This is a genomic window from Rhizobium sp. F40D2 (genome assembly GCF_051810745.2).
Taxonomy (GTDB): Bacteria; Pseudomonadota; Alphaproteobacteria; order Rhizobiales; family Rhizobiaceae; genus Rhizobium.
This window is the reverse complement of sequence record NZ_CM131436.1, coordinates 4,270,222-4,285,021: the sequence shown is the minus strand read 5'-3', so window position 1 is coordinate 4,285,021 and position 14,800 is coordinate 4,270,222. Positions and strand designations below refer to the sequence as shown.

Genomic DNA, 14,800 nt, shown 5'->3' with positions numbered 1-14,800 from the left:
AGCCGGTTGATGCCCCGCAGTGACCCGCGCGCGGCTCGAAATCTAAGTGGTCCGTCACGGAGAGAAGATCACGTCTGGTGGCACTTGGCACATGAGAGCAAAGTGGTTAGTATCGGTCGGAGCATCGCAGATCCTTCCGCAGGGCGGCCATGTCTTTCGGGATACCGCGATGTTGCGGCATGCCGCAATCCAGGGCCACGGGATCGCACTGTTCGCGATGGAGTTGGTGACCGACGCCATCGCTGCAGGTGATCTGGTCGCGCCGTTCCCCAACATGTTTCTTCCCACGAACAACGCCTACTATCTGATCACCCGTTCCAGACGCCTCAGTGCAGCCGCCGGCAGTTTCATTCGCTGGGTGAAGGCCGTCGCCGGGGCAAGCGGCGCGGGGCTGTAAAGAAGGGCAGACGTCACCAGGGCTTGAATTCGTCGTCTAGGTCGCCTTCATCAGATCGTGTGCCAGCATTGTCATTCGGAACTTCTGATGGCTCGTCCTCCGGAGTAGAGGACTGTGGAAGTTCCGTCTCGACGCCGACGTCGCTCACCAGCTCCGAACGCTCCAGGATCAATGCCACGATGTCTGGAATGTACGAAGTCTTGAATTCCCCAACGTCAAGCTGAAGCAACTCCGCGGGCCTGTCTCGCAATTCTGCGATGGAGATCGCCTGCGGTGCAGCGCCCGTCACGCCACAGAGGGCCACGATCGAGAGCTTTGGCGGTGCGGAGCGCGAGAATTGAGCCGTGATGCGAGCCTGCGCGTCATCAAACGCCACTGGCGTGGCAACCGTCGTATCTCTGGCCAACGTCATTCCACCGAGCTTCAGTATTGCCGCGTGGATGTAGTTCGGGCGCACGTCGCATCCCTGCAAAATCACGAGATGATCGACCTCGCGGGGTACCTTGCCCGCGTATTGTCCCATGATCTCCACGATTTCCCGTTGTGCTATTTTTCCGAAGTTTGCACGGGTCTTCAGGATGACTCGCTCTGCCCATAGGCACACCAAGCAAACCGAGAATTCGGATAGACCCGACAGAAAACCGGCTCCTAGGGAATCAACTTCCTCGGCCTCGATCACAACTACGATCTCGTCGTTCTTCTGAAATGAGGCGTCGGCAAGCCGCTGGGCGAGGGCGCGCCCGACCTTAAAAAGTTCTGCCGCAGGCGGAGAACGGCGGCTCACTCTGTCGAGCAGTTCTGTCACCACTTCGAGATCGTTCGATTTGCTATCGAGCGGATAGAGGCCGGACATGTCTGATCCTAACGCACTTGGTAAACTCTAAGAATGTTTTCGGTCGGGTCTTCGCATCCTTCAACAGGGCGACGAGCTTTTCCCAACTCTCCGATCCACATGCATAAGGCAGCCAGAACCCGATGTCCTCTGTTCGATGAGAGTAATGGAGGCCGTCTCCCATGATCCTGGTTTTGAGATCCTTTATCCCTTTCAGAATATCCTTTGTGTCCTGGTCCAGGACGAAATTGGGTTCTAGCGATCGAATCTTGTGTCTCGCTTTTTCGCCCGCAGCTTTCATGATTGTCCGAACCGACGCCTCGAAATTGAGCCTGACCCAGGCGTCCTCGACGTAGTCCGCCAAGTTCTCCAAGGTCGACGCGTCGAAATGCTCGACAAAAAAGAAATGTCGCAGGGTGTCGTGTTTATGGTCGCCACATTCGAAGAGCCTGACATTCACGCTTGCCATCTCGGGTGGAGTTTTTGAGACCAGAGCTGTTTGCTGCTCTGAGGTCGGGACCACGAGCGCCAATCTAATCTTCGTTCCCGCAGGGAAAAGCATATTCCATCGAAGCTGGATGTTGAACGGACGCAGGACGTCCCGCCAGGCCAGACGCTTTCGATACTTGACTTCATATAGCCAGGTGCCGCGGGGAGTTTTTATCAAGAGGTCGTCGACCAGGCATTCCGCGCGGGAACTGAAGAGTATCTTGTGACCATCCCGGTTGTTCTCGATGCAGTACTTTGCCGCGGAGAGAATCTGAAATGTCGCGAATGATCGCTCGTAATAGACCCCGCGGTTTTTTGCGTCGTCTCCTGCGCGACGGTTCTCAGCATAATTTCGCGAAGCTGGTCCGTCGCTTCCGAGCTTCTTTTCAAGATCGTCAAAACTGAATGAAGTAGTCATTGTCCTATCGCAGGTTGCAAGGGGTGGCGGTTGATAGCCGGCCATTCAGAACACTCGGTTAACGGAAGTACCTAAATTCGAATGCGTAATTGAGGTCCGCGTGCGGAACTCGACGGGTTCGACATCGACCACCTCGATCATGTCCCAGCGGCCCGATTTCCGGGCAGCAAGGTATCGGTGAGGTTGACCGCCCTCAATCTCGATTGCAGCAAGAAGTCCAGTCTGTTCGGCGCCGCAATCCAACGCAATTCGGTTGCTGTAAATTTCAGGGCGACCGGATGCAGTTATCGTGTGGCCATGAATGACGATGCGGCGGAAGTCGTGGTCGCTTTCCAGGAATGGCCCTCTGATCGTACGAAGATCCTTCGTGGTCTGTTCTGAGAGCGGAACACCAGGGCGCAGTCCTGCATGCGCGAAGATGTGCCCCTCGTCGACGACCATCGCGACCGACGACCTGATCGCTGCGATATGTGCAGGATGGACTTCGAGGAGTTCGAGCAGGTCCTGATGGGCGTCGCGGTCGTCGTGATACAGTCGCGACGTATCAAGGCCATATGATGCTGCGCATGCCAGGCCGCCGTTTCGTATCCAATGGTCGAATACCAGGCCACGCTTTTCTGGCAACTCGAGAAAGTAGAGGAGGAACTCTTCGTGGTTCCCCATTATGAGCCGGCTGCCCTCGCACCGTGCCAGCTCCGCCACGACCAGGTTCATCGCCTCTCTGCTATCTGGCCCACGATCGATGATGTCGCCCAGGAAGATCACGCGATAGCCGGTCGGTGCGGCACGGTTTTCTTTTTCGATGAATTTGAGCGTGGCCCCGAGTAGGTCCGCGCGGCCGTGGACGTCGCCAATGGCGTAGGTCTTCATGATGAGAGCTTCCAGATGAGTGACGGCGACATCTGTAGCTGGCGAGTCCTTTAGGCCCATGCAAAGATTTCGAGACAATTTGAATCCTCGTAGAGTTCTGCAACAGCGGCATTCGGCGTGGGCGCCGACTTCAATCATGCCTGTGCACGTTCTACGGCAGCGACTGTCGTCAGATTGACAACTTATGATGAATCGATCCACGCTCCGGGCTTAACAAAACTCGCGGGCGGCCATGTCTCAAACCCTTGAAAACCTGATCTACGAAATCACTCCAAGCCGGACCGTGCTACTTTTCGGATCCGGCTCGTCGATACCTTCCGGAGCTCCGAGCGTCGGACGCCTCGTCGCCGCCTATGCGAAGGAATTCAACGTCTCCGAAAACTTCTCGCTGAGCGAGATCACCCAATTGGCCGAGAATAAATCCCAATCTAGAAGGAAGGTCATCAGCTTTCTCCGCAGGTTCTGCTCCGGTCTGAAGCCGACCGGCGGTCTGCGCAACCTCCCGCTCTACGACTGGAAAAGCATTTACACGACGAACTACGACGGGTTGATCGAGGTTGCCTACGAAGAACGGGAGAAGCGCGCGAAGGTCTTCTCTTCCAACTTCGACTTCAACAGTGACCACGGCCAAGCCGACGTTTCCTTGTTCAAGTTGCACGGGACGATAGAGAAGGATGAGTCGGATGGCCACAACTCGCGGATCATTCTGACAGAATCCGACTACACGAAGACGTCGGACTATCGGGAGCAGCTCTACGACCGGATGAAGTCTGACCTGATCTCTGCCGACCTCGTCATCATCGGCCACTCGCTTGGCGATGCCCACCTCAAGGAGTTGGCGATACGTGCGGCAAGGCTTAACAGAGAGACGCTCGGAAGCGGTCGGGTATGGCTTCTTTCGTATACTCCTGACGAGGATCGCGCGTCCCTGTACGAGCAGTTCGGCCTCAGCGTCGTATTCGGGAGCATCGATGACTTTTTCATCGAACTTGCGAAGAAGGTGCCCGACAGACCGATCGCCAACTCGACTGCAGGGAATCCCTCGACGTCGCACCGGCTCTGGTGCCGGTCACGACGGACGTGGAGCACGCGGTCACGCTGCCAGCCAACTTTTCGTCGATGTATACGGGATGGCCCGCGACATACGCCGACATCGTCGCCGGTTTCACGTTCAAACGTACTCTTGCTTCACGCATCCAGTCCCACCTCTCGACCGATTTCAGCCTTGTCGCCGCTATCCTGGGCGCTAGCGGAGTGGGAAAGAGCACTGCCGCGAAACAGGTTTTGGTGGAATGCCGGAGCAAGGGCTGGAAGAGCTGGGAACATGGTGGTCGTCACACGCTCGATCCCCGGCTATGGGAGAAGGTCGCCACCAACCTGAAGGCAACGGAGGAGGTCGGAGTCCTATTCGTGGACGACGCGCACCTTCATCTCAGCGATCTGAACGAACTGATCGACCGGCTGGCTATCCTAGACAACGCCCATCTTAAGATCCTGCTCGCGTCGACCCGCAACCATTGGCATCCCCGTATCAAGACCGGCAATCTTTTTCGGCACGGAAGAATCTTCAACCTCTCGACGCTGAACGATCAGGAGATCGACGCACTGCTGGACATGGTCGAGAGGGTCCCGGAAATCAAACGCCTTGCAGGAAACGACTTTGCAGGATTTGACAGATCCGAGAGGCGCCGGCGTCTGACCGTCCGGGCGTCCAAGGATATGTTCGTGTGCCTGAAGAACATCTACAATACCGACTCTCTTGACGCGATCATCCTTCAGGACTTCGCGTCTTTGTCTGAGCCGCTGCAAGATATCTTCCGATATGTCGCGGCAATGGAGACGGCGGGGATTAACGTGCACCGCCAGCTTGTTATCCGGATACTTGGTCTCCCAGCGCAGCAAGTCGCAGCGGCACTGGAGGGACTGACGGACATCGTCAGCGAATATGATTATCATGTCCGGGACGGGATTTTCGGTTGGCGGTGCCGGCACCCGGTCATCGCGGCCATCGTCACAAAGTTCAAGTTCGGAAACCTCGACAAAATGATCAGACTTTTCGAGGACGTGATCGACAACATCTCGCCGACGTTCGACATCGAGGTGCGATCCCTTCGCGAACTCTGCAACACCGAGAGCGGCATACCGCGCATCGCCGATAAGAACATTCAGAACCGCCTTCTTGCGAAGATGATTTCGAGGGCGCCGGGCGAGCGTGTGCCGCGCCATCGCCTGATACGCAATCTTATCGAGATGCACGAGTTTTCCAGGGCCGAAACCGAAATCAAGCTTTTCGAGAAGGACTTCGGCAGGGACGGCCCGGTTCACCGATACAAGATAAAGTACCAGGTGGAGCGCGCCATTCATACTCCCGGAATCCTGTTGGAAGATCGAGTGGCGATGTTGGAGCAGGCCCACGAACTGGCAGTCGTCGGGGCCGAGCGGTATGCGTCGAATAAGAACGTGCTGGCCGCCTATGCCGAACTCGGGGTGGAATACTACCGGTTGACCGGAGATCTATCGTACTTCGATGAGGCGATGAAGCATCTCAAGTCGGCGGAAGACAAGCTGGGCGATCCGCAGATCACCGCAATCATCGTCAAGTTCACCCGTCGCGTCGGCGGCCAGAGCTCGACCACTGATGAAGAACTGCCAGAGGACATCATTCCGGACGCGGACATCGTCGAGCGGGAGCCGGAGGGTGCATGACCTCGAGGCCAATTAGGAAAGAAAGCATGCAATTCTGGAAACGGAGCGTGAAGTCCGCAGCGACGGAGGACAAGCCCGTCCTGTCCTTGGCGGTCGATCCGAAGACGCATCTTGAGCAGTACCTGTCCTACTACGTGGGGAGGACCAAGCCCGGCTACGCAGTTCTTGTCACGGGGGAGTGGGGAAGCGGCAAGACGTACCAGGTGAAACGGGCACTGCCAGACAGTCACGCGCACTACGTAACGCTGTTCGGTCTTGCCACTCCCCAGGATGTCGAAGCGCAGGTCTTCGCGAAGATGTTCCCTCGAGCGTCGGCCTTCAAGCGCTTTGCAGAGAAGGTGGACGACGCCGAACTCAAGCTGCCAATTTGGGGATCCATCGGCACGGGAGGTCTTGCAGGGCTGCTGGCGGGCTCGTTCATAAAGAACGAAGTTGATCTTTCGAAGCCGCTGATATTCGACGATCTCGAACGTTGCACGATCCCCAACGACGTTCTTCTCGGGCTGATCAACCGATATGTCGAGCACCATGGCTGCCGCGTGATCGTCATCGCCCACGACGCGAAGATCGTGAAGTCGTTCGCCGAGACAAAAGAGAAGGTGTTCGGCCAGACCTTGAACGTCGAGCCGAACGTTGAGGAAGCATTCGAGGAATTTGTCCGTTCTCACTCGCAGGCTGCGAAACTGGATCCGCTTGGTGGTCGAGGGCGGGACACTTTTGCGGTGTTTCGCGAGGCGGAAGCAACGTCCTTGCGTGTCCTGCGTCATGTGGTTGAGGATGTCGGTCGCCTCGTGGCGACGTTGGAAAAGACACATCTCGCGAACGAGGCCGCGATGGTCGAAGTCGTCCGGCTGTTCACCGCCCTGGCCGTCGAGGTTCGTTCCAACAGGCTGCAGCGAGCGGACCTCAAAAGGCGCGGCGAAAGAATGTATGCCTTTCGGTTAGAGCGCGCAGGGAACAACGCCGTCGAGGCGGAGCCGCCATCAATTGTCGTCGCAGCCGGACGCTATAAGTCCGTCGATATCGCGAGCACGCTCTTCAGTGACGAAACGTTGATCGAGATGCTGTGCGATGGGCGGTACGTGGCCGAGCATGTTCGGGAGGAGCTGAATCGAAGCGCGTACTTCATCGAGAAGACGGCGGCGCCGCCATGGCAAATCGTAGGGGGTTTCGACAAGCTGGACGACAATGACGTCGGACCAGCTCTGGAACGTATGAACGACCAGTTCGCGAAGCGCGAGGTGACGGCGAGCGGCGAGCTCCTTCATATCGTCGCGTTGAAGCTGATGATGGCGTCGGCCGGCGTCTCGAACGAAACGCCTCGCAACGTGGCGGATGCCGCAAAGGTGTATATCGACGACCTACTCAAGGGGGGCACGCTTCCACCAAGACCGGCTGGTTGGATGTGGACGGATTCCTTCTCTTCGTCACACGACGGCGTCGTCTACTGGCTGGCGGACGCCTATAAGGCCGAGTTCAAAGAGGTCTTCGACTACCTTGTGGCAGCGCGGATTAAAGCTAGAGAGCGAACGTTGCCCACGGAAGCGCCCGCTCTGCTCAAGGTGATGAAAGCGGACGGACAGAAGTTCTTCGAAAAAGTCTGCCACACGCGCAACGGCGAGATCGAATACGAAGATGTCCCAATACTTGCTCACATAAGTCCCGTGGCGTTCGTCGACGTCTGGCTGGAATCGCCGAAGACGGGTTGGTACTGGATTGCGAACGCGTTGAAGGAACGAAGAAAGGCCGTGCCGCAGTACCCAGCGCTTGCAGGGGAGGCAGAATGGTATGCCAAGGTCCACCGAGAGATGCAAAAGCGAGCGCGGTCGGAAACGGGTCTGGCCCGCAGGCGTTTGGAGCGGGCGGCAGAGCTGATGGACATCCCGAAGCGCGCTCCAAAAACGGCGCAGGTACGGTAGGTCGAGATTAGCCGCGCCGCGACGCAGCCACCGACGAAAGAGGGCATTTTGGCTGAAGCGGCAAAGTCGAAAACGCTCCATTTGTCAATAAATAGGCATCATATCAGGAGCGCCGGCGAATGATCAGGAGAGGTCCTGAAGCTCTCGTCGATCGTCAGATAGGTGGCGAAGTGTATCGCGATTTGAGACCTTTCGAAGAAGTCCTGGATCCCAGGTTTGGGGCGAGGCTTCACTCGCTCGCTAAGTAGGCACGCAGTTACGAGGAATATCACATTGGTCTCCTGAAGGATTCAACCGGGTTTCGACCGGCAGTCGGCGAAAGACGGCGCCGCGGCGTCTGAAATGTTAGAAGGCATTTTTTCGTGTTCGGAATCCCGGATGTCAGTCGATTTTTGTCGAGGATTGATCGTCACCTAGGGTAAGCTTCGTTTGGACTCCACCTTCCGGATTATCTTGTGATTGACGTGAGCCTGAACAGAGGGCTTAGACATGTGTCGATTTCAGAGATTACGCTTAAAGCCTAGGATGATGAGCCGGTTGAACGGTTCGAGGTTTTCACTGGAAGTGGTCGTCGCCGTGAATGAGCGACGAGCTGAGAGCCAGATCATCGCGGAAAGCTATGAGCCCTGCATGACGGTTACTCCGGCTGGTTTTCGCCGAGAATGCGGCTCTGTGAGAAGCAGCTCCAGCTATCGGCCTGGAGCCCGGTGGTTCTTTCCGAAATAGTAGCCTCACTCGAAGGAGACGTCGCCCTTCAAAGCGAAAGCTGCCGCGCTCGCAGAAGCAGAGAGCCTGGCTGCTCATCAGCTTACAAAATAGCAGGAAGAATCACTTCCCCGCGTGGCTCCAAGATAGCGCTTATCAAGCTCAGAGAGAGTGCTTGCGCTGACAGCCATTGCCACCTTCGCGATTTAGTCGCAGCTATACTGTTGGTTCACACGCATCGGAAAAGGGCAAATACAGAAATACGCCCCATTCGTGCACATTTCTGTGCGACCGTATATTGAGTTGCCAACCCGGTTGTGTATTCATTCAAGAACTACAACCTGACAAGAACACGAATGGGGCAGCAGCTCTCGCGGTCGCTGACAGAGTAAGAATGATCTGGGTCAAATCAGATACACGCTTCACCGCGTGCTCGAGAGATATTGGAACAGCGCACAAAAAACAACCAATGAACTTCAAATAGGGGCAAAATCAATGGAGACACGTCGGAAAATACTCCAGTTAACACTTGGCGTAATAGGCAGCACGTTCGTAGTGCCAGCGTCTCGAGGGCAGCAGCCCGTGAACCTACTCACTCAATTCGATTCTGACCTCACCTTGGTGGCAAATGACCCGCAGATGGTCGAAAATGCACATCAAATCAGCGAGTCGTTTCTGCGACAGCGAGGGCCGACTCCAGAGGATTTCGCTATACAACCTCATCTTCCGAAAACCTATCTTTCTGAGAAGAAGATTTCTGATCGTGCAAAATCTTTAATGACTACATTCGAGGTAAGCGGAAAGGCTGTATACGAACGGAAGTATATACATCCTATCCTGCCAGGCGTTAAGTCTGGACTTACGATTGGTATTGGCTATGACATGGGTTACACTGAATCTCAGGATTTTGAGGATGATTGGGCACCGTTTCTTGCCTCGGATGTTATTGCACGACTAAAGCCTGCCTGTGGCCACCCAGGTGAGTCAGAAGTGACACTACCTTCAATGTACTCAGACATCGAAATACCTTGGGCAGCAGCGGAGCAGCAGTTTGAGATTGCAATAAAGCAAACTGCTGGTCAGACGGAGCATGTTTTCCCTCGTTCTTCAGAGTTGTCCCCTGATAGCTTTGGCGCGTTAGTCGACCTTGTTTACAACAGAGGTGGCGCTCTCAAGCGCGATCCGTCCGACCCAGATGATCGACGCCGCGAGATGCGTATGATTAGGCAACTGTTGTTAACCGGCAATTTGAAGGATATTCCAGATCAGTTGATCGCCATGAAAAGGCTCTGGGTGGGAGATTCAAGAGCTACTGGTCTACTAAAGCGGCGTGACATAGAGGCGGAGCTATTCAGGGCTGGGCTGGGCTAATTCTTTATCGCGTCAGATGACGATCGCATCCCGGCTGGCCAGAAAAAGGGGTCAAGTGGACTCCAGTATATCAGTGTGTCAGTAACTTTTCCCCTGGCCCAGTAGCCGCTAGCAATGCCATCGGTTTGGCTGAACTCAAGCCTTACAGTCATATCTCTAGAGGCGTCATAGAGAAAAACGGAACTAGGGCCTCTCTCGATCTCGATAAATCGCGCGAGCGGATGCCCGTGTTGGTTTTCCTCCCAGTAGGATTGGTGATTAATCCAGATCGACAAAACCCTGTCGTAAGTTCCGGCCGCATTCTGATTGGCCGAGACAAGCGTATGGCTTTCTTGCCCAGTACTTCGGTTGACCGCTACTATCCATCCGCTCCTTGCTGCATCGATTCTCTGACTTCTCGGGGGGTGAGTTGATGAAACAACATCGGGAATGATCGAGGACCAGAGTTGCAGAGCGTCGGTCTGAGCCGCGCCCATGCGCGCCAGCGCGAAGCCAGCGAAGTGGTCAGCTTCAAGCTCCAGCGGTGGTCGCGACCCGTCCGTCGTGAGTGTATGTCCGCAGAGATGGTGGCCAATTTCATGGGCTATGACGGCTAAGGATGGCCATGTTTGCAGGCCACTGGCACTCACAGTCGACATGTAAGCTCGGTCATAGAGTATGAACCGATCTGTTCCGTCAATTTCGGCAATTGCATTGATGCCTGGGTCATCCACCGCTACTAATTTAAATTTCGGAGGTAGCGCAATCGATGAACATATTTTGCTGATCACAGATTCAGCGTTTGATAGACTCTCCGATACAGAAACGGCCTTTCCCGTCTCAGAGTTTAGGAAGTTGCACGCTCCAGGCTGAATTCGCATCGTCCTGGTCACGGCCATCGCACTGTTTCCGCAGCACACCGAGGCCGCGAGGCCTGTAAGGAAGCTCCGTCTCGTCAGTCCTCGCAGCAGGCTCATGATTCAACAATCCCATCCACAAACAACATATCTGGCTATAGATTCCGATCCAAAATTGTTTATTTTCGCGGAGTGAACCTCCCCACGTCATAACCTCAATCGGATCGAGGCAATGGGCCTACACCGGTCGGGATAATCGTCAGCCGGGGGAGGTAATCCGCACGGAGCGGTTGCGCCTACCGGCGGCACGGCCTGAGCCGGTCGCGGCGCAACGTCCAGGAACGCGTTAACGTCGCCGGCTCGGATCCCACAATCGGCCGGGCGCCGCGCCAGATCGGCGACCGGTAGCCTTACAGCCTTGGTTTCCAAGCCTCTCGGCCGACCGGCGCTCGCCCTGCGACCTCCATGCGAGCGGGTCATTATATCCACAGCTCCAACTTGATTTCTGTTACAAGAATTACACGACGCGAACCTCGCGGCTAGGGGCTTTCAAAATTTCCCGATGTCCTGTCCTTTGCTTAGATTTACGAATGTCCGATCTGGTGCTTAGTGCATCCGATGGCTCCCCGCTCTCTGCGATGTCAGGTATTCGCCGCGGACAGGAAACTTGATGGCTTCAGAGTGGCAGGAGACTTCGGTTCTTCTCCTCGAAGATGAACTGTTTATCGCCATCGATCTCGAAGAAACGCTTTGAGAAGGCTTTGGAGCGTAATTTCGCGGGCAGGCATGAGCACCAGATATCGGTGGCAAACTATCCAGCATGAAGCGCTGAACTTTGCGCCAACCGGTTTATCTCCGCCGCGGCTATCAACGGCGTTTATTAGATTTCATTCAAGGTGGGATCGGAACGCTGCTTACCACCTAGGCCTTATCGTTTTACCTAGTCTTACGCCGAATGTTCGGTGGTAGCTGTAGTCAGCATACTCCAGCGCACTGGGGAACCATCCCCAGGTGGCCCGGCTGATCGCCATACCCGACGTCGCCGAACCGGTTTCGTCGATAACTCGACGGTTGAGGGCGGCGTCTACGCTTGTCTCATTCGAAGGCGGGCTGCCTATGCCGGTTGAACCCGACCGATCCCTCAGGGCATCGGGATCCGCATGCTTTCCGCCGCCTCTCCAAACGCCCGTGTCCAGCCAATCCTCATAAAAGACCAGCCACCTTACGACAGCGGGAATGACATGATCTGCGATATAGACGCTGGGACTGAATGGTTCGTCCGTCGGGTCCCAAGCACAAAGAGCGGGGCTGTGGTCAGGCTGACGGTATCTGTAGACATGCGGCGTGCGCTCGCCTGTCCCCCGCGCGTCAGGTGCAACCAGCGGATCGAGGACCTTCACCGTTACATAAGGGTGGGAAAGGGTCACTTCGTCCCAATACCGATCCGGGAAGTACCTGATCCATATCCGGTGCTTCTGCGAAATCGGGGTGAGTGTCCCTTCCCAGGTTGCGAACCACTTGCCATCGAACGTCTTCCGGAAACCCGGATAGGCGGACCGGAGATGCGCATCCTGTTCTGCGATCGAAAACCACGCCAGTTGTTAGTCTCCCCAGGGGGAGGTTCTTGGGGTCGGACGGGCGTAGCTCGGGGTCGCTATGGATGCCACCGCAGCAACCGTTCCCGTCGAGGGGATATGTGCCGCAACGCCGCTGCTGTCTGCGGACACTTGACCGTCCATGAACTTTCTGACCGAATCGGCAGCCGGCCGCTCGCCGAATAACCTCTCCAACGTCTTCCGCATCTCCGGCAAGGAAAGCCCGCTGCGAAGCCGCTGGATGTCTACGGTGAAGGCGCGGAGTTCATCGATGAAGATGCGCTGGGAGTTCAGGGCCTCTGGCCACCGGTCCGTCAGCTCGTCGTGCGGCTCACAGGCCGGGTTGACAGCTTTGTAGGGCGTTCCGTTACGTTCAGCGGTGACAAGAGCGGCGATAAGGCAAGAGACCTGATGGAGGAGCTCTTCCGCGAGGCTTGATGTCCTGTTCGCATTTAAGGCGACAGAGTGCGCGAGAACAACGGACGGAGGTAGCCGCTTGGTGCCGTGCCGTGTATCGTAGGCGAGGTTTCGCCAACGCTTGATGAGTTGCAGTGCGATCACCGCGCGAGGCTTCCGGTATGCAGGGGCCTGATCGGGAACTGGGTCGGCCTCCGACTCCGCCTTGGTGGCGATGAACCGCTCGTAGTCCAAGGACTGCCGTTCGAAAAATTGGCCGAATGCGGCTTCTGGTGGCGTCCTCTTGATAAACCATTCCGCAAATCCCCAGGGATTGGCGATCAGTCGTTCCTTTTCGAAACCGGCAGCGATCTTCTTCGAATGGAAGATCACGCTCGAACGTTCTTCGAGCGTCGGCAGGATGACGGCGGGCGTTACATCGAGATGCATGCCGTCGTACTTCACGGTGACGCAGCGGCTCTTGCGTTCGGTCTTCTCGTGATACCGCGATCCTGGCTCGCCCCGAATGGCGGTATGGAGCGTGGACAGAACATCCTCGGGATCCGAATCAGGGCGCATGCTCAATTGGACCATCGCGTCGATGTCGAAGTCCGCGTCTTCCGCATGCCGAGCCGTCGTCGCGCCGATCGAAAATCCACCTTGCGGGTAGAACGACTCGATGAGGCCCGACAAGGGACTGTCCGCGCGCTCCAACCATTCGTGGATGGCATGGTAGTGGGCCACAGCAAGACGATGGTCGGTCGGCGTGAGCTGGATGCGAACTGCGATGTCCGCGAGCAGGACATCGAGCGGACTGAAGGCTGCGATCTCGCGAAGGACGGGATCCGTATAGTTCATCTGACGGCTCCTATGCTTGATGAACGATGTCGAGCGTCTGGCGGAAGCCGCCGAGCGCTCGATTGTGGTCGTAGATGCGCATCGGAAGGTGGGCCTTCGGCATCCAGACACGGCCGAGCTCCATCGCTGCGGAGACGGGAACCGCAGGAAAGACGTGAAGGATGTCCGTGTAGCCGTGCCGGTCCTTGATGGCTTCAAAAACCGCTCTCAGCTCCATCCGCCACAATGAAAGATCACTCCGGGTTCGAAGGATGTCGTTGTTGGCATCTTTCGCGGAGAGAGACCATATCGATACGTCTTCGCCGAGAGCGGCCGTGATGCGATCATCGTTGATCGGCCCACTGACGCCCAGCTTTAGAGCGAGCACCGATCCGTTGGAAGCAGGCGCCTCTCGAACGAGTTCCATTTTTCCAGGTTCGCTCTGCCATTCCCAGGTCGTCGGCTCGCGGACCCGCTGCCGAACATGGGCTTCCGAGATATCCGATATCAGCCGCCCAAGCTCGATCAGCAGCGGCATCGGAGCCAGCCCGAAGACCGCCAGACGGTTGATCTCGTTTCGCTCAAGCCGTCCCTTGACCCGCTCATGGTACTTCTCGCGAAGCAGGCGCTGGTGCAGCGACCAGTAACCGGGATCGCTGTCGGGGATGCCAAGGTCGGGAACATCCAGGTCTATCACGCCGTTTCGGACGGGATAGAACTCCGGCAGTAGGGCCTCTTTAACTGCATCAGTATTCACGGGAGATTCGTTCTTGCCGATGCCCGCTGCAAACCGGATGACGTGGCATCCGCGATCGCGAGCGATCGACGCGACGGCATCGACCCGATCCTCATGCTCGGCCTTCATCTCCAGCAGTAGATGATCGGGATATTCGCGCCATGTCGCACTTCCATCGATGAGCCGATGATGGGTATCGCACAGCAGCATCAGGTTCGATTGATCAGTCGAGAGCTGCGGCGATAGAATGGCATCCCCGCGCGGGCCGTTCGGAGCGTCTGAGACGATGTGCGCGATATAGGCCCTATTGAGGTTGTCTTTCCCGGTCAGCAGGTCGCCGATCAGGTTGCAATTGCAGCCACGGAATTCGCACCGCCCAGCGGCACGCGCCCAGACGATAGCCTTGACATTCTGCGGTAGGGAGGCGCGGCGTCTCGTGCTCTTATCGGTCGCTGGCTGCTCATCGAGAACTTTAGATGCATCCGACATGGCGGGACTCCTACTGCTTCGACCGGCTCAAGCCTTCCAAGTGAGGGGGAAGGTTTCGGCACGTTTTGTATTCCATGGAGTGCAGAAAATGCTCACTGATGTCTGCATGAGGTATGTCTTTCCGTTTAATTCCTTCTCGTGGCGAAGTCCCGTTCGATCGTTACGTTTCAGAAGAGGTAAGTTTTACTGCCTCTTTTCTTCTTT

Annotated in this window: 10 protein-coding genes and 1 pseudogene; 5 read left to right on the top strand and 6 right to left on the bottom strand. The window is 56.5% G+C overall.

Translation table 11 applies throughout. The annotated features are described in order from the left end of the window. Window positions 1-91 precede the first annotated feature (91 nt). Window positions 92-397 carry a LysR substrate-binding domain-containing protein gene (locus tag ACS4RS_RS20870; RefSeq protein WP_439009431.1) on the top strand — a complete coding sequence of 102 codons (306 nt, stop codon included), beginning with the start codon at window positions 92-94 and terminating at the stop codon, window positions 395-397. Window positions 398-410: 13 nt separating this feature from the next. Here ACS4RS_RS20870 and ACS4RS_RS20865 read toward each other — a convergent pair whose 3' ends face one another. Genes ACS4RS_RS20865 through ACS4RS_RS20855 form a run of 3 tightly spaced genes read right to left on the bottom strand, consistent with a single transcriptional unit; the run spans window position 411 to window position 3,006 of the window. Next, window positions 411-1,250 carry a hypothetical protein gene (locus ACS4RS_RS20865; protein ID WP_439009432.1) on the bottom strand — a complete coding sequence of 280 codons (840 nt, stop codon included), beginning with the start codon at window positions 1,248-1,250 and terminating at the stop codon, window positions 411-413. Beyond that, window positions 1,225-2,136: a hypothetical protein gene (locus ACS4RS_RS20860; protein ID WP_439009433.1), complete on the bottom strand. Its 912-nt coding sequence runs from the start codon at window positions 2,134-2,136 to the stop codon at window positions 1,225-1,227. Before ACS4RS_RS20860 ends, ACS4RS_RS20865 begins: the two co-directional genes overlap by 26 nt. A 45-nt stretch (window positions 2,137-2,181) precedes the next feature. Next, window positions 2,182-3,006: a metallophosphoesterase gene (locus ACS4RS_RS20855; protein WP_439009434.1), complete on the bottom strand. Its 825-nt coding sequence runs from the start codon at window positions 3,004-3,006 to the stop codon at window positions 2,182-2,184. A gap of 232 nt (window positions 3,007-3,238) precedes the next feature. On the opposite strand from ACS4RS_RS20855, the pseudogene ACS4RS_RS20850 reads away from it, so the two are divergent. The 4 genes and pseudogenes from ACS4RS_RS20850 to ACS4RS_RS20835 all read left to right on the top strand — a co-directional run. Then, window positions 3,239-3,901: pseudogene (locus tag ACS4RS_RS20850) on the top strand (SIR2 family NAD-dependent protein deacylase); the annotation flags it as partial. A 224-nt stretch (window positions 3,902-4,125) separates the two neighbouring features. Then, complete coding sequence (locus ACS4RS_RS20845) at window positions 4,126-5,712, top strand: P-loop NTPase (RefSeq protein ID WP_439009435.1); 1,587 nt, start codon at window positions 4,126-4,128, stop codon at window positions 5,710-5,712. A 26-nt stretch (window positions 5,713-5,738) separates the two neighbouring features. Beyond that, the gene (locus tag ACS4RS_RS20840; RefSeq protein WP_439009436.1) at window positions 5,739-7,631 is read left to right on the top strand and encodes a hypothetical protein; all 1,893 of its coding nucleotides are present in this window, start codon (window positions 5,739-5,741) and stop codon (window positions 7,629-7,631) included. A 1,287-nt stretch (window positions 7,632-8,918) separates the two neighbouring features. After that, the gene (locus ACS4RS_RS20835) at window positions 8,919-9,707 is read left to right on the top strand and encodes a hypothetical protein (protein ID WP_439009437.1); all 789 of its coding nucleotides are present in this window, start codon (window positions 8,919-8,921) and stop codon (window positions 9,705-9,707) included. Here ACS4RS_RS20835 and ACS4RS_RS20830 read toward each other — a convergent pair. The 3 genes from ACS4RS_RS20830 to ACS4RS_RS20820 all read right to left on the bottom strand — a co-directional run bounded on the left by ACS4RS_RS20830 (window position 9,704) and on the right by ACS4RS_RS20820 (window position 14,596). After that, window positions 9,704-10,585 (bottom strand): hypothetical protein, encoded by an 882-nt coding sequence (locus ACS4RS_RS20830; protein ID WP_439009438.1) that lies wholly within the window; start codon window positions 10,583-10,585, stop codon window positions 9,704-9,706. The two genes, ACS4RS_RS20835 and ACS4RS_RS20830, sit on opposite strands and share 4 nt — an antisense overlap. A 1,559-nt stretch (window positions 10,586-12,144) precedes the next feature. Continuing rightward, the gene (locus tag ACS4RS_RS20825) at window positions 12,145-13,392 is read right to left on the bottom strand and encodes an SMODS domain-containing nucleotidyltransferase (protein WP_439009439.1); all 1,248 of its coding nucleotides are present in this window, start codon (window positions 13,390-13,392) and stop codon (window positions 12,145-12,147) included. 10 nt (window positions 13,393-13,402) lie between these two features. After that, the gene (locus ACS4RS_RS20820; protein ID WP_439009440.1) at window positions 13,403-14,596 is read right to left on the bottom strand and encodes an SAVED domain-containing protein; all 1,194 of its coding nucleotides are present in this window, start codon (window positions 14,594-14,596) and stop codon (window positions 13,403-13,405) included. Window positions 14,597-14,800 lie beyond the last annotated feature (204 nt).

What these genes read in the sequence shown, in the direction of transcription:
- ACS4RS_RS20825 (WP_439009439.1), bottom strand. Translation starts at nt 13,392, where the DNA reads ATGAACTATACGGATCCCGTCCTTCGCGAGATCGCAGCCTTCAGTCCG.
- ACS4RS_RS20870 (WP_439009431.1), top strand. Translation starts at nt 92, where the DNA reads ATGAGAGCAAAGTGGTTAGTATCGGTCGGAGCATCGCAGATCCTTCCG.
- ACS4RS_RS20845 (WP_439009435.1), top strand. Translation starts at nt 4,126, where the DNA reads ATGTATACGGGATGGCCCGCGACATACGCCGACATCGTCGCCGGTTTC.
- ACS4RS_RS20820 (WP_439009440.1), bottom strand. Translation starts at nt 14,596, where the DNA reads ATGTCGGATGCATCTAAAGTTCTCGATGAGCAGCCAGCGACCGATAAG.
- ACS4RS_RS20865 (WP_439009432.1), bottom strand. Translation starts at nt 1,250, where the DNA reads ATGTCCGGCCTCTATCCGCTCGATAGCAAATCGAACGATCTCGAAGTG.
- ACS4RS_RS20830 (WP_439009438.1), bottom strand. Translation starts at nt 10,585, where the DNA reads ATGGCCGTGACCAGGACGATGCGAATTCAGCCTGGAGCGTGCAACTTC.
- ACS4RS_RS20840 (WP_439009436.1), top strand. Translation starts at nt 5,739, where the DNA reads ATGCAATTCTGGAAACGGAGCGTGAAGTCCGCAGCGACGGAGGACAAG.
- ACS4RS_RS20855 (WP_439009434.1), bottom strand. Translation starts at nt 3,006, where the DNA reads ATGAAGACCTACGCCATTGGCGACGTCCACGGCCGCGCGGACCTACTC.
- ACS4RS_RS20860 (WP_439009433.1), bottom strand. Translation starts at nt 2,136, where the DNA reads ATGACTACTTCATTCAGTTTTGACGATCTTGAAAAGAAGCTCGGAAGC.